The following is a 14,965-nucleotide window of genomic DNA, read 5'->3' on the forward strand; positions in this document are numbered from 1 at the left end:
CTTAGACGCCCAACGCCTTGCGGTTCAGCGTTCGCAGAACACGCAGCGACAAGGTTCGCACATTCGCAACATTGAGCAGCCAGGCCGCAGCCGCATAGGCAAGGCCCCCGGCGAGGCTGACGATGACGAGCGAGGCGAGGCCGGTGCCGCCCGCTTGCGCGCGCGCCAGCAGAATTGCGGCGGCCATCAATGCTGCGGAGGCGGCGATGCCGGCGAGGCGATTGAGCTCGAACGGGACCGGATGGGCCCGACGCATCAGGACGAGCGCGACCAGGAAGCCGATCGCCTCGGTAGCCAGCGTCGCCAGCGCCGCGCCGTAAAGGCCGTAGCCGCCGATCAGCGCGAACATCAGGATCACGCTGATCACCAGCGTGAAAAAGGATTGCGCCGCCAGCATGAACGGCCGCTCGGCGAGCTGGAAGCTGATCTGCACGTAGAACTGGTTGGCGATGCCGAAAAGCCGCGCGAGCACCAGCGTCGGTAACAGCGCCGAGACGCCGGCGCGGAAGTCGATGCCGACCAGCGTACCGGCGACCTGGTCCGCCGCAAGCGCGAGCCAGACCGCAACGGGCGCCACGACGACCAGCAGCAGTTCGAGGCTTTCGGTCAGCCGCTCCCGCGTCACTGCCGTGTTCTTCTCCGGCAGCGTCCGGAACACGAGCGGTACGGTCGCGGAGGCGACGCTCGCGGCGATCATGACCATGAACTGACGCGGCAGATCGGCGACGACGCCGAAGATACCGGCTGCGTCCTTGCCGAGCATCCAGGCGACGATCAACCGGTCGCTGGCCGAGTAGATCGCAACGGAAAGCCCCGCCAGCGTCAGCGGCAATCCATAGCGTGCCAATTGCACGAACTGACTGCGCTGAAAGCGCGCGATCCTGGTGCGGTCACCGACGAGATTGAAGATGATGCCGGTCAGCGAGCCCAGGCCGAACGCCGCGAGCAGACCCATGCCGCCCCAGCCGAGCCAGATACCAAGCAGGCCGAAGCCAACGCTCGACACGCTGCGCACGATCGCGATGGCCGCGAAGCGATAGGGCCGCAGCTTGGCGCGCTCGAACTCCTGGCCGACATCGACCGCATTGGCCATGATCGCAACGAAGATGCTGGCAATCAGCAGCTCGACGCTGACATCATCGCGGAACAGCACGGCCAGTGGGGCCGTAGCGCAGAGAACGGCGACCGTGAGCGCGAAGGCGACCATCGCCGTGCCGCGAAAATCCACCTCCGCCGACATTGCCTGATAGCGCGACACCGACAGCTTGATCCAGGCGAAGAAGACCGCGCCAAGAATGCCGGCAAAGCTGAGGCCGACGACATAGATGCCATACTCCGCCGGCGTCAGCAGCCTCGTGTAGAGCGTGACTGCGAAGAAGCCCACCGCCGCAGGCAGGATGTAGGCCATGAGATAGATCGAGAAATGGCGGTTCAGCATGCGAGCACGGGACCGGTGGCAGTCTTGTGGCGTTCTTGCGACTTTGGCGACCGCTCATCAGTCGGTCATGGTGTGGAAAAACGGACTGCGGCGCAGCATCCCCGAAGATTGTCACATAAGTCTGCAGATCGGACCGCGAATGACGGGGAGAGGGCGGTTTCATGCGTTAGCGTTAAATTTGCCCTACACCGACGCGGCGGTCCGGCAAGGGTTAACCCAACAAGAGGAAAGCCCGGCGTCGCAGCGCACCGCTTGGTACGATGATGCGTTGGTTCCGAAAGGATTCCCGCGCCGTGACCAGGCTCGACAGACGCGAATTTCTCCTCGGCAGTGCCGCGACGCTTGCGGCAGGCGCCTGCGCGTCCGCAGCGCCAGCGTCACGACTGGCTCAGCGCCGTCCCGGCTTTGGAGCCGCGACCAACCTCTGGAACCTGCAAGCCGATCCGCGCTTCGGCGAAGCCATCAGCACCTATTGCACCCAGGTGGTGCCGGAGGTCGAGCTGAAATGGCCGATGCTGCGGCCGGACGCGCACACCTTCGCCTTCGAACGCGCCGACGCGATCCTGGACTTTGCCCGGCAGAACGACCTCGCGATGCGCGGACATGCGCTCGCCTGGTATCACGACATTCCGGAGTGGACCAAGCAGATCAAGGACGCGAAAGGCGTCGAGCGTGCGTTCGTCGATCACATCGCGACCGTCGTGTCCTATTACAAGGACAAGCTGACGTCGTGGGACGTCGTCAACGAGCCGATTCCGGACAATCCCAAAGGAGTTGCCGATAGGCGGGATTCGTTCTGGTCGCAGAACCTCGGCAGCCGCTGGATTCCGCTGGCGTTCCGAACCGCGGCCGCGGCCGATCCATTCGTGAAGCTCGCGATCAACGAATACGACATCGAATCCGCCAAAGACTCGTTCATCGCCAAGCGCGCCGCGTTCCGCAACCTCGTCATGGACCTGCTCGACCAGGGCGTGCCGCTCCACGCCGTGGGGCTGCAATCGCACCTGCATGCCGAGCTCGATATCGACACGCACGGGTTGGCCGAATTCGTCACCGAGCTCCGTTCCTGGGGACTGGATGTGATCGTCACCGAGCTCGACGTCGACGATCAGAAGTTGACGGCCGATACGGCCCAGCGCGACGCAATCGTCGCCAAGCGCGTCGATGATCTCCTGACCGCGATCTCGACCAGCGGCCCGGTACGCTCGATCCTGACCTGGGGCATCTCGGATCGCCATAGCTGGATCAACAGCACCTTCGCCCGCAGGGACAAGCAGCCCAACCGCCCCTTGCCGCTCGACAGCGACTTCAAGCCAAAGCCCTTCATGGACGTCATTACCAGGTTCACGAAGGACGCTTGACGAGAACAAGGGCCGGAAGGCGTCAGCTATCCGACGGCAGCCCCTGCTCCAGGGCGGAAAAGCGGAGCGGTGCGAGAGCTGAGGCGCGCTGCCACCAGTCGGCGACGCGGTCGTCGAGCGCGGTCACGCCGCGGCCATGGCCGGGGAAGATTAGGATCTGCTGGATCGCCTCTGCCTCGAAACCTTTGGCCCTCCGCGTGATCTTGAGGGCGGCGCCTTCGCGGTCGCGCTGGGTCAGCGGCACCAGAAGGCGGCCGCGCGGACGGAGCGACCGCAGCCAGAGCGGATGCGGGTGCGGGAAGCCGGCATGCACGATGATGACGTCGGCGGGCTCGCCCACGTCCTTGCATCCATCGCCGTGGACGACCGTGACGTTACCATAGCCGCGCAAGTAGCTCGCCGCCCGGGCCGCGAGCCGCTCGTCGCATTCAAGCGCATGGACGCGGCCCTTTGGACCGACCATCTTCGAGAGTACCGCAGAGAAATAACCCAGCCCGCAGCCGATCTGGACGACACGGTCCTTCTCCTTGACGTCGAGAACGTCGATGAAATGCGCCCACAGACTCGGCAGGCCGGTGTCGAGCTTACGGCGTGCATCGATCGCGACCAGCACATTCTCGTAGAGATGAACCGGATCCGCGCTGGGCGTCAGCCGGTAGCTGCGCGCCGTCTCGCCCTTGATGCGCCAAGGCCCCTTCGGCAGAAAGTCCTCACGAGGAACACTGACAAGCGCATCGAGCAGACGCTTTGAGGCAATCCGCTCGCGCCTTCCGATCAGCTCGACATAGCGCGCACGCGCGGCGGCAAGATCGCTCATGTCACAGATTGGCCTGCTCGCGCACCGGCGTCTCCGTCCCGAGCTCGTCGACGAGCTGCATCGCCTGCTTCAGGTCCGGCGTGTAAAAGCCCTCGCTGAACTTGCCGACGATCGGCATGAGCAGCAGCCTTGCGTGCTCGCGCTTGCCGGCTTGATGCGACAGCCGCGCGAGGCCGACGGCGGTGCGAAGCTCCCAGGACAGCGCACCCTGCTTGCGCGCGATCTCCAGCGAAAGGCCGAATAGACCCTCCGCCTCCTGGACCGACGCCGGGTCGCCACCCGCCAGCGTGATCTCGCCTTGCAGGCGATAGACCTCGGCGAGATAGAAGTGATCGCCGGTCCGCCTTGCGGTCGCGAGCGCACCGTCGAGCGCGCGCAACGCGGCGTCGCGCATCCCGACCTTGGCGTAGGTTTCCGCGAGCAGACAGCGAAACCAGCAGCCGCCGAGCCAGGAATCCATCGCCTCGTACTCGTCGAGGCCGAAGCGCATCTGGCCGAGGCCTTCGTCGGCTTCGCCGAGCTGAGCCAGCGCCCAGCCGCGCAGGATCGTCGCCTGCTGCTTCCAGTGCAGGAAATTGTGCTCGGTCGAGATGATCATGGCCCGGTTGGCGTGGTCGCGCGTGCCTTCGACGTCGCGCAAATGCTGGCGGAGATAGGCGCCGAACACCAGCGCGAAGGCGAGCGTGAAAGGGTGGCGGATCTTCTCGGCGTTCGCGATCGCCTGTTCGCTGTGCTGGCGCGCCGCGTCGGGCCGACCGAGAAACCACAGGAGATACCCGAGATAGGACAGCGAGACGACGCCGGGATCGATGCCGTGCCGTTCCATCAAATCGGAGTGCAGATCGGGGCTGAACAGGTTGATGCAGCGGTGCAAATGGTGCTGCGAGGCTGCGAAGCGGCCGCGATAGAGCATGGTCATCGCGATCGCGCGGTGCGCCTCGATCAGATAGCCGGTCTGCTGCGCCGGCTGCGTCCGCTCGTTCAGCCGCTCGCGCTTGGCGAACTTCAACAGTTCGACGCTGAGATCGTGCGCGCGGGTGAGGTCGGCCCGGATGAAATGGCACACCCAGAGCCCGCGCGTGGCGGCGAAGACCTTTTCGTCGTCGTCGAGCTGACGGCCCAGCTCCAGCGCGCGAATGTAGTTCTCCTCGACCTCCTGCACCGCGTAGCCCTTGGCGGCGATCAGCGCGTTGCCGAGCGCAATGCGCAGCTGGAGCTCCATCTCGTCCGCGCCCTGCATGCGCGCATTGGCCTGCACGACGGAGAGCCCGCGGCGCAGATGGCCGATCGCCTCCAGGTTGGCGCCGGTCTTGGCCGCCTGCTTGCCGGCCTTGAGCCAGAAGCTGGCGGCGCCGTCGCTCTGGCCGGACTCGGTCAAATGATGGGCCAGCAGCTCCGGTTCGCGCTCGGTCTTCTCCGGATACATCTCGGCGAGCACCTGGGCGATCCGCGCATGCAGCTTGCGCCGCTCGCTGTGCAGCAGGCTCGCATGCGCGGCGTTCTGGATCATCACGTGCTTGAAGGAGTAGAGCGCGTCCGGCGGATGGCCGCGGCGCATGATCAGCCCCGCCTCCTCCAGATGATTGAGCGCCGCCTCGATCTGCTCGGCCGGCGTATTGGCGACGGCGTGCAGCGTCTCGTAGGAGAACTCGCGGCCGATCGTGGCACCGATCTGCGCGATGCGCTTGAAGGGTCCCATCCGGTCGAGCCGCGCCATCAGCGAGTCGGTCAGGGTGGCCGGGATCGCGAGCTGCCGCCACGGTCCCGACAGCACGTAGCGCCCGTGCCGCTCGGTGAGCAGATTGGATTCGAGAACCGTCTTGGTCAGCTCTTCCAGGAACAGCGGCACACCGTCGGTCTTGACGATGATCTCCTCGACGACCTCCTTGGGCAGCTCGCGGCCCGCGACGCGCTCGACCAGCGTCGTGCGCAGCTGCCGGCTCAGGCGATTCAGGACCAGGGTGGTGAGGTGCGAATGCGCGTTCCAGCTCGGCTGGAATTCCGAGCGCGCGGTGATGATCGCCATGATCGGCCGGTTCTGCACCCGATCGACCAGGAGGTCGATCACCTCGCGGGAGGTGGGGTCGATCCAGTGCAAATCCTCGAACGCGATCACCAGCGGCATCTCGCGGGCAAGGCCGAGGAAATGGTTGACCAGCGCCACCACGGTGGCGTCCTTCTGCTGCTGCGGCGACAGCTCGAGCGGCGGATAGCGGTCCCCGGTCGGTATCGACAGCAACGCGGCAAACAGCGGAGTGACCTGCTCGATGTCGCCATGAGCGGCGGCGATCGCGTTCTCCAGGCTCGCCAGCGACAGCGCGGACGACTCCTCGCGATCGAGGCCGAGGGAGAATTTGAGCTGCTCGACGAACGGATGGAACGCGGTGGAGGTGTAATAGGGCGAGCATTGCAGCGAGACCTGTCCATGGCGGTCGCCCGATATCCGCTCGAATATCTCCTGGATGATGCGCGACTTGCCGATGCCGGGCTCGCCGAACTTGACGACGACCTGGCCGTCGCCGTCCTTGGTCTGCTGCCAGCGTCCCATCAACAGCGCAATCTCCTCCTCGCGATTGACGAGCGGCGTCAGGCGCGTGCCCATGGCGGCGGCGAAGCGGGTCTCCACCCGCGAGGCGCGCATCACGTGCCAGGCCTGCGCCTTCTCGGGAATGCCCTTCAGATCGTGGACACCGAGATTGCGGAATTCGAACTTCCCTTTCAGCAGCGACTGCGTCGAGGCGGAGATCACGACGCCGTTGGGCGGCGCCAGCCCTTGCAGGCGCGCGGCGAGATTGACGGTCTCGCCCACAGCGGAGTCGCGCTCTTCGGTGCCCTGCCCGACCAGATCGCCGACCACGACGAGGCCGGTCGCGATCCCGATGCGGACCGCGGGTGAATGGGTGAGCGCACCGCGCGGCTCGGCCGCGCGTGCCGTCGACAGCACCCGCACGATCTCGAGCCCGGCGCGCACCGCGCGCTCGGCATCGTCCTCATGTGCGGTCGGATAGCCGAAATAGACCAGGATACCGTCGCCGACGAAACGGGCGGCGAAGCCTTCATACTGCTTGACCACCCGGACGCAGGTCTCGCGAAAATCCGCGATCATGTCGCGGACGTCCTCCGGATCGAACTGCGCGGACAGCGAGGTGGAATCCACCATGTCGCAGAACATGGTGGTGAGCTGGCGCCGTTCGGCTCCGACTTCCGCCCGGATCTGAGGATGCGCCGCCGCGGCCGGCGCCTCCGTGGTTTCCGCTTGAAACAGCGCCGCCATCGCCCGCTGCAGCCGCTTGCGATCGCCGAGCGGCAATCCGAGCTCGACCAGGTCGGCTTCGGTGAGATCCCCGATGACGTCGAGATCGAGACGGTGCTGCGCGAAAAGATCGGTGTAGTGCCCGAGGCCGATACCTTCGAGCCAGTGCTTCAGCCCGTCTTCCAAACCCGTGCCCGGCTCGTTCTCCAGCATGGTGATTCTGCCCGTCTCTCCGTCGAAGGGCTCGAGGGCCCCTCAACCACAGATTTTGGGGCCCAAACTTCACCTCGGACTGGACGCATTCCCCAACTTCTTGGAAGAATAACTCAATCGGACCAAAAGGGAATGGCGTTGTCGGATATTGCAACCGAAGCGGACGAAGCATCCGCCGGCACCACGGCCGAAACGAAGATATTCGCGCATATCAGCGGCCTTCTCGAATTCTACGCCCGCAGGACGCCGGCGGCGCCTGCACTCCTCGCGCCCGGCCGGCCGGCGCTCAGCTATGGCGCGCTGGCCGAATCGATCCGGCAATCGGTCCGTACCTTGCGTGAGCTCGGCATCGGTCCCGCAGACCGCATCGCGGTGGCGCTGCCGCGCGGCGCCGATACCGCGCTGGCGCTGATCGCAGTCGCATCGGGCTGCGCCTGCGTCCCCGTCAACCCCGATCTGACCGCGGACGAGCTGCAACGCTATTTCGTCGACCTGAAGCTGACGGCGCTCGTGACCCGGGCCGACATGAACTCGGCGAGCCGCGACGTCGCCAGGGCGCTCGATATCGCATTGATCGATTTCGTGGCAGGGCCCGCCGACGATCTCGGCGGCTGCGCGTTCATCGCTCCGGCGATCGGGCCGGCAAATGCCGGCGGCGCTTCGCGCGGCGACGACGACGCGTTCATCCTGCTGACGTCAGGTACGGCGGCGCGGCCGAAAATGGTGCCGCTGACCCACCGCAATGTCTGTCTCTCCGCTTACAATGCCGGCCATGCGCTGTCGCTCACGACGCATGATCGCCTGCTCAACGTCCTGCCGCTGTTTCATGCCCATGGCCTGATCTCCGGCCTGCTCACGGCGCTCGCCGCGGGCTCCAGCGTGATCTGCACCGACGGTTTCGACGCATCGTCCTTCTTCGGCTGGATGCGGCAGCTGCAGCCGACCTGGTACACGGCGGTGCCGACCATTCATCGCGCGTTGCTGACGGCGGCGGAGGCGAACCCCGACCGCGCCCGGCCGTCGTCGCTGCGCGTGATCCGGTCGGCCTCGGCCTCGCTCGCGCCGGCGATTCTCGCCGGGCTGGAGGCGACGTTCGGCGTTCCCGTGCTCGAGACCTACGGCATGACCGAGGCGGCCTCGCAGATCGCGGCCAATCCGTTCGAGCTGCGCAAGGTCGGATCGGTCGGCCGCGCCGCCGGCCCGGAGATCGCGATCATGGACGAGGCGGGCCGCACGCTCGCAAGCGGCGCGCACGGCGAGATCATGCTGCGCGGCCCGAACATGAGCCGCGGCTATTATAATGACGAGGCGGCGACGCGGGCCGCGTTCCGCAACGGCTGGTTCAGGACCGGCGACCTCGGCTATCTCGATGACGACGGCTATCTCTTCATCGTCGGCCGCCTCAAGGACGTCATCAACCGCGGCGGGCAGAAGATCTCGCCGCTGGAGGTGGAAGACGTCCTGCTCGGCCATCCGGCGGTGCTGGAGGCCGGCGTGTTCGCGGTCCCACACGACAAGCTCGGCGAGAACGTCGCGGCCATCGTGGTGCTGCGGCCGAATGCCGAGGCGACCTCGGACCAGCTGCGCCAATTCGCACGAAAGCGGCTTGCGGCCTACAAGGTGCCGAGCCTGATCCGCAGCCTGGCAGCGCTGCCGAAGGGCGCCAGCGGCAAGGTCAAGCGCAATGCCCTCGCCGCGCTGATCGCAACCGTCGACGCAGGTCACGAGACCCGGCTGCCGCGCACTGCGATCGAGAGCCAGCTCGCCGACATCTGGGCCGGCCTCTTGGAGCTGCCGCAGGTCGGCGCCGACCAGGACGTCTTCGCGCTCGGCGCGGATTCGCTGGCGGTGACACAGATGCGCTCGCGCCTGCGCGACCGCTTCAATGTCGACTTCTCGTTCGAGGACATCTTCGACTGCCCGACGGTCGCAATGCTCGCGGCCCGGATCGAGACCGCCGCAAGCCGGCGCGAGACGGAGCTGCCGGCCTGGCGCCGCACCGCGGGCACCGACGCACCGCTGTCGTTCCAGCAGCAGCGGATCTACGTGCTCTCGCGGCTCGACCAGACCCGCTACAATTATAATGTCGTCGAAGTCGCCGTTCTCAACGGCCCCGTCGACGCCGCCGCGCTGTCTGCGGGCCTCGCTGCGATCTCAGCGCGCCATGAGGCGCTGCGCTCGGTCTTCATCGAGCGCCAGGGCGAGCCGATGCAGCTCGTGCTGCCATCGCCACCGCGGCTGGAGCGCATCAAGCTCAAGCCGTGCCCTGCGGACAAGCGGCCTGCGGCAATCCGGCGCGAGGCGCTGAGGCTTGCGCAGCATGCGTTCGACCTGGCCCACGAGCCGCCCCTGAAGGCCACATTGCTGTCGTTCGACCAGAACAGCCATGCGCTTGTGGTCAACGTCCATCACCTCGCCACCGATGGCTGGTCGCAGCGGCTGTTCTGGGAGGAGCTCGCCGCCCACTATGCCGCGGCACGCAAGAAGCATCCGGCCGCACTGCCGCGGCCCGCCTTGCAATATCGCGACTTCGCGCTCTGGCAGCAACGCTGGGCGCAGACGCCGGCGGCCAGGGAGCAGCTCGATTATTGGCGGACCCAGCTCGACGGCGTCACCATGCTGCCGCTGCGAACCGATCGGCCGAGGCCCGAGATCTGGAGCGGGCACGGCGCGCGTCACTACCTCGAATTCTCGAAATCCCTGTCGGCCGAGCTGCGCACGCTGAGCCAGAACCAGGGCGTCACGTCATTCATGACGCTGCTCGCCGCCTTCCAATGCCTGTTGTTCCGCCACACCTCGCATGAGGACGTCGCCACGGGATCGCTGATCGCCAACCGCAACCAGATCGAGAGCGAACGCCTGATCGGGCTGTTCGCCAACACCCTGGTCCTGCGCAACGATTTCAGCGGCGATCCGAGCTTTGGCGAGATGTTGCGGCGGGTGCGGCAGGTCACGCTGGACGCCTACCGCAACCAGGACCTTCCGATCGAGGAGGTGTTGCGCGCATTGCAGGTCGCACGCCGCAGCGACGGCAATCCGCTGTTCCGGATCATGTTCATCCTCCAGAACGCCTCGATCGAGGCGGCGCGTTTTCCCGGCCTGTCGACGCGGCGGCTGGAAGTCGATCCCGGGGTGGCGCGGTTCGACATCACGCTCGAACTGGTCGAGGCCGACGGCCGCTTCACCGGCTTCTTCGAATACGCCACCGATCTGTTCGAGGCCGCGACGATCGAAGCCATGGCCGCCCAGTTCAAGACGCTGCTCAAGGCCGTCATCGCCAATCCGGAGCAGCGCATCTCGCGCCTGCCGCTCCTGACCGAGGCCGAACGCCGGCAATTGCTGGCGAAGGGCCGGGGCGTGCCGGCCGATTTCACCAAACGCGGCAACTTCAGCGAACGCTTCGAGCGTCAGGCGAGGAAGACGCCGAACGCCGTCGCGATCTCGGACGGTCGCACGTTCCTGACCTATCGCGAGCTGGCGCACCGCAGCCGGGCAGCCGCGCGCTGGCTGGCCCGCGAAGGCGTCGGCGCCGAGAGCGTGGTTGCCCTGCTGGCAGAGCGCCGGTCCGACCTGCTCGCCGCGATGATCGCGGCACAGCGCGTCGGGGCCGCGTTCGTCAATCTCGATCCCGACCAGCCGACGGCACGGCTCTCGACCATCCTCGGATCGAGCTGTGCCCGCATGCTGCTGACCGGGCGGGCTCAGTCTGGCATGGTCGAGGCGCTGCTCGAACCGCTGGTCGAGCGCATCCAGGTGGCCGAGCTCGACGACGCGGTCGCGCCAAGGATGGACAAGCCGGCCCGCGCCGCACGGCGCGCCGCCTCGAGCCTCGCTTATCTCGTCTATACGTCCGGCTCCTCGGGCGCACCGAAGGGCGTCATGATCGAGCAGCGCGGCCTGTCGAACCATCTGGCCTCCCTCATCTCCGAGCTCGGCCTCTCCGCGAGGGACGTGATCGCGCAGACCGCGCCGCAGAGCTTCGTCATCTCGGTCTGGCAATTCCTCGCCGGTCCCATGGTCGGCGCGCGCGTCCATGTCTGCGGCAACGCAATCGTGCAGGATCCGATGCTGCTGGCGCGCGAGATCGCGCGCGAGGGCATCACGGTGCTCGAGATCGTGCCCTCGCTGCTGCGCGTCATCCTCGATCGCATGGATGAGGCGCCGATGCGGCGCGCCTTCTCCAGATTGCGGCTGCTGATCTCGACCGGCGAGCCGTTGCCCGTCGAGCTCTGCCGCGCCTGGTTTGCCTGCTGCCCGAGAGTGCCGCTGATCAATGCCTATGGCGCGTCGGAATGCTCCGACGACGCCTCCCTGCACCGCCTGACCAGGGCGCCGGCGATCGCGACGGGCAACGTCCCGGTCGGCGCGCCGCTGCCGAACACCCAGCTCTACGTGCTCGACGCGCACCTGCAGCCGCAGCCGGTCGGCGTGACCGGCGAGCTCTGCATCGGCGGCGCAGGAGTGGGCCGCGGCTACGTCAACGATCCCGCGCAGAGCCGGCAACGCTTTCTGCCGGATCCGTTCGTGCGCCAGGCCGGCAGCCGGCTCTACCGGACCGGCGATCTGGCCCGGCGCCGCGCCGACGGGACGATCGAATGCCTCGGCCGGGCCGACCATCAGGTCAAGGTCCGCGGCTACCGCATCGAGCTCAAGGAGATCGAGAACGCGCTGGCCGAGCATCCAGGCGTGCGCGCCGCCATCGTCGAGCCGCGCTGCGAGGCGAGCGGCGACATCAGGCTGATCGCCCATGTCGTCGCCAAGCCCGGCAGCCGCAGCAGCGCCAGCGAGCTGCGCGATTTCCTGAAGAGCCGCCTGCCCGGCCACGCCATCCCCTCCGCCTTCCTGTTCCTGGATCAGATGCCGCTCAACGCCCATGGCAAGATCGACCGCTCCGCACTGCTGGCGCCCGTCCCGCCGGAAACGTCCGGCCCGGATGCGGTCGTCCCGGCGCGGCGCTTCACCGAAAAGGTGCTCTCCGACATCTGGATCGACCTGCTGAAGGCCGAGAGCATTGGTGTCACCGACAATTTCTTCGACCTTGGCGGCCATTCGCTGCTGGCCGGCCAGGTGATGGCGCGGATCGCGCGGGCGCTCGGCGTGTCGCTGCCGATCAAGACCATCTTCGAGGCGCCGACGATCGAGGGATTGGCGCGGCGGGTCGACCAGGCCGTGGCCACGAAGCCGCGCAAGCCTGCCGCAAGCCTGCCACGATCGGCTGCAGGCGGGCCGCCGACGCCATCAATCGGGCAGGAGCAGATGCTGCAGATCGAGCGGAATCTGTCGGGGCTGCCGCAGTTCAACCTACCCTTCGCCTTCCGTCTGCAGGGCCCGCTCGATTCGGCCGCCCTGGCAAAGGCGATCGACGACGTCGTGCGCCGGCACGAATCGCTGCGCACCGCGTTCGCCTGGAGCGGCGATGCGCCCGTAAGCCGCATCGCCGCGCCGCGCGCGCTTCTCGGGATCATGACGGTCGAGACCATCGGCGACGGTCATCCCCACAACAACAAGCGACGCAAGGCGCTCGAGCTCAGGAAGATCGATCTCCTGATCCAGCGAGAGACCTATACACCGATCGACATTACGCGCGCGCCGCTGTTGCGCGCCAAGCTGTTGCGGCTCCACGACGACGATCACGTGCTGCTGCTGACGCTGCATCACGCCGTCGTCGACGGCTGGTCGATCGGCGTGCTGTTCGAGGAATTGTCGAGTCGCTATGCGGCGCTGGCCGGATATCCGTCCACGCCATTACCGAAGCCGCCACCGGCCTTTTCGGATGTCGCACGCTGGCAGCGCTGGTGGTGCGGCACCGACGCGGCACGCCGCCAGGCCGCCGACTGGACCGAGAATTTGCGCGGAGCGGGCCCCCTCTTCGACGGCGAAGCGCGCCCGGGCGCCTCCACCGGACATCATCCGGTCAGCCTCGACCACGAGTTGATCATCCGCCTGACGGCGTTCGCCGGCCGGCACAATTGCACGCTGTTCATGTGCCTGCTCGCCGGCTTGAAGGCCATGCTGCTGGCGAGGGCGGGCCGCACCGACATCGCGGTCGCGACTGCCATGGCCAATCGTGCCCAGCCGGACACCGACCGGATCATCGGCCCGTTCGAGAACACGGTGATCGTTCGCACCACGATCGCGCCGGATCTGTCGTTCGCGCAGGCCCTGATGCGGGTGCGCCAGAGCGTGCTCGAGGCGCATGCGCGGCAGGAGCTGCCGTTCAACGTCCTGGCCGATCGACTGGAGCAGGAGGGGATCGATCCGGCCTCGCTGCTCCAGGTCTATTTCACGCTGCAGAATCCGCTGCGCCAGCCGCTCGATCTCCCGGATCTCGCGACCGAATCGATCGGCAACGTCGCGCGCGAAGGCCAGCCGGTGCTGCCGATCGACCAGACCTGGCTGTCGCTGATGCTCAAGGAGCGCCCGACCGGCATCACGGGATCATGCAATTACAAGCGCGATTTGCTCGAGGACCGCGTGGTCGGCGAATGGATGGAGGATTTCGTCGCGCTGCTGAGGGCGGCGATCGCCCAGCCCAGCACGCCGCTCGGCCGGTTGCTCGCCCGCAGGGCGGCCTGACGGTGCGACAGCGCGCAAGGAAAACGGGTTCACGCGCCAAAGCTGTGAATGAGCAAGTTGCAGCTTGATTATTTGGCGTCGTCGCGCAAGATTATTCCCGCGTTTCGATTTGGGATGATCATTTTTCACCCGGGGAAGTGTTATGGGTTTCATCAAATTTACCAAGGGCACCTCGTTGAGCGCCAAGGACCGCAAGGCCCTGCAGAAACTGCTGACCGCAGAGAAGAAGAAGCTCCAGTCCGCGCTGAAGGACGTCGACGCCAGCCTTTCGATGCTGGGTGGGGCGAAGAAGGCCAAGAAGAAAAAGAAGTAAGATTCGCCGGCCGGGACGCCGGACGAATCTCCGGGCTTCAGTTTTCGAGCTTCAGTTTCGGAATCGGCTGCTCGTCTGTCGAGCTTGGGGGCTCGCACAAGCTTGCGCCTGTAAACCGGCCTGCAAATCGACAAGAATTCGCCCGGGTGGACCGCTAGGTACGGTCCTCTCGGCTGATTCTTGCTCAGTTGTTTTTTCCGTCGGGACCGGGGGATTTGGCCCCGCCCGGCGCCATGGGCCCCAATTGATGGCAGACGACAGAATCGAACTCTTTGTCGGACTGATCGAGACCATTGACGTGCCGGGCGCGGTCGATGCGTGCCGACGCCTGCTCTCGGTCGACGAGCGGGCCCGGGCCGATCGCTTCGTGTTCGAGCGGCATCGGCGACAGTACATCTTCGCGCATGCCATGTTGCGCCTGGCGCTGTCGCAAGTCGCCTCCAACGTGGCGCCGACCGACTGGTCGTTCGGCGCGGGCCGCTACGGCCGGCCGTTCGTCGCAGCACCGGCCACCTCGCGCGCGCTGCATTTCAGCCTGTCGCATGCCGACGGCTGCGTCGCCTGCGTGGTGTCGCGGCATGAGGCCGTCGGGGTCGACGTCGAAACCGTGTCGCGGCGCGTCGCGCCGCTGTCCACCGCGCTTCGCTTCTTTGCGCCGGAGGAGGTCGAAACCTTGCGCGGGCTGCCGGAGCCCGCCGCGATCGAGCGCTTCTTCGACTATTGGACGCTCAAGGAGGCCTATCTGAAGGCCAGGGGCTTTGGGCTCAACCTGCCGCTCGACGCCTTCGCCATGCAGGTGTCACGCGGGGCGATCGAGATCAGCTTCAAGCCCGACATCGTCGACGATCCGGACGCCTGGCGCTTCTCGCTGTGCTCGCCATCGCCCGCGCACCGCCTCGCAATCGCGGACGGCTCCCGTGCGGACGGCGGCCTTCCCATCAGCCGCCATGCCTGGCCGCTCCGCGAAGCGGCCGAGTGAGGCGGGGCAGGAAGG

7 protein-coding genes are annotated in these 14,965 nt (G+C 66.7%); 4 read left to right on the top strand and 3 right to left on the bottom strand.

Annotated elements, in window-relative coordinates; all coding sequences use genetic code 11:
• Window position 1 precedes the first annotated feature (1 nt).
• Entirely contained in the window at window positions 2-1,438 is a 1,437-nt protein-coding gene (locus BDOA9_RS00510; RefSeq protein ID WP_025031993.1) for a lipopolysaccharide biosynthesis protein, read from the bottom strand.
• A gap of 293 nt (window positions 1,439-1,731) precedes the next feature.
• Here BDOA9_RS00510 and BDOA9_RS00515 point away from each other — a divergent pair, with 293 nt between their 5' ends.
• Window positions 1,732-2,799 carry an endo-1,4-beta-xylanase gene (locus BDOA9_RS00515; protein WP_025031994.1) on the top strand — a complete coding sequence of 356 codons (1,068 nt, stop codon included), beginning with the start codon at window positions 1,732-1,734 and terminating at the stop codon, window positions 2,797-2,799.
• A gap of 22 nt (window positions 2,800-2,821) precedes the next feature.
• On the opposite strand, the gene BDOA9_RS00520 is transcribed toward BDOA9_RS00515, so the two are convergent.
• Window positions 2,822-3,616, bottom strand: coding sequence for a protein-L-isoaspartate O-methyltransferase family protein (locus BDOA9_RS00520; RefSeq protein WP_025031995.1), 795 nt, complete (start codon window positions 3,614-3,616; stop codon window positions 2,822-2,824).
• A 1-nt stretch (window position 3,617) separates the two neighbouring features.
• Complete coding sequence (locus tag BDOA9_RS00525) at window positions 3,618-7,082, bottom strand: ATP-binding protein (RefSeq protein WP_025031996.1); 3,465 nt, start codon at window positions 7,080-7,082, stop codon at window positions 3,618-3,620.
• A 132-nt stretch (window positions 7,083-7,214) separates the two neighbouring features.
• Between BDOA9_RS00525 and BDOA9_RS00530 the strand changes: the two genes are divergently transcribed.
• The 3 genes from BDOA9_RS00530 (at window position 7,215) to BDOA9_RS00535 (ending at window position 14,950) form a co-directional block, all read left to right on the top strand.
• Window positions 7,215-13,658: a non-ribosomal peptide synthetase gene (locus tag BDOA9_RS00530; RefSeq protein WP_025031997.1), complete on the top strand. Its 6,444-nt coding sequence runs from the start codon at window positions 7,215-7,217 to the stop codon at window positions 13,656-13,658.
• Window positions 13,659-13,800: 142 nt separating this feature from the next.
• Window positions 13,801-13,971, top strand: coding sequence for a hypothetical protein (locus BDOA9_RS38660; protein ID WP_192859529.1), 171 nt, complete (start codon window positions 13,801-13,803; stop codon window positions 13,969-13,971).
• Window positions 13,972-14,218: 247 nt separating this feature from the next.
• The gene (locus BDOA9_RS00535) at window positions 14,219-14,950 is read left to right on the top strand and encodes a 4'-phosphopantetheinyl transferase family protein (protein WP_025031998.1); all 732 of its coding nucleotides are present in this window, start codon (window positions 14,219-14,221) and stop codon (window positions 14,948-14,950) included.
• Window positions 14,951-14,965: the final 15 nt, after the last annotated feature.

The organism is Bradyrhizobium sp. DOA9 (assembly GCF_000617845.2).
GTDB lineage: Bacteria > Pseudomonadota > Alphaproteobacteria > Rhizobiales > Xanthobacteraceae > Bradyrhizobium.

Coding starts and splice junctions, on each gene's coding strand:
- BDOA9_RS00520 (WP_025031995.1), bottom strand. CDS start 3,616: ATGAGCGATCTTGCCGCCGCGCGTGCGCGCTATGTCGAGCTGATCGGA.
- BDOA9_RS00535 (WP_025031998.1), top strand. CDS start 14,219: ATGGCAGACGACAGAATCGAACTCTTTGTCGGACTGATCGAGACCATT.
- BDOA9_RS38660 (WP_192859529.1), top strand. CDS start 13,801: ATGGGTTTCATCAAATTTACCAAGGGCACCTCGTTGAGCGCCAAGGAC.
- BDOA9_RS00525 (WP_025031996.1), bottom strand. CDS start 7,082: ATGCTGGAGAACGAGCCGGGCACGGGTTTGGAAGACGGGCTGAAGCAC.
- BDOA9_RS00510 (WP_025031993.1), bottom strand. CDS start 1,438: ATGCTGAACCGCCATTTCTCGATCTATCTCATGGCCTACATCCTGCCT.
- BDOA9_RS00530 (WP_025031997.1), top strand. CDS start 7,215: ATGGCGTTGTCGGATATTGCAACCGAAGCGGACGAAGCATCCGCCGGC.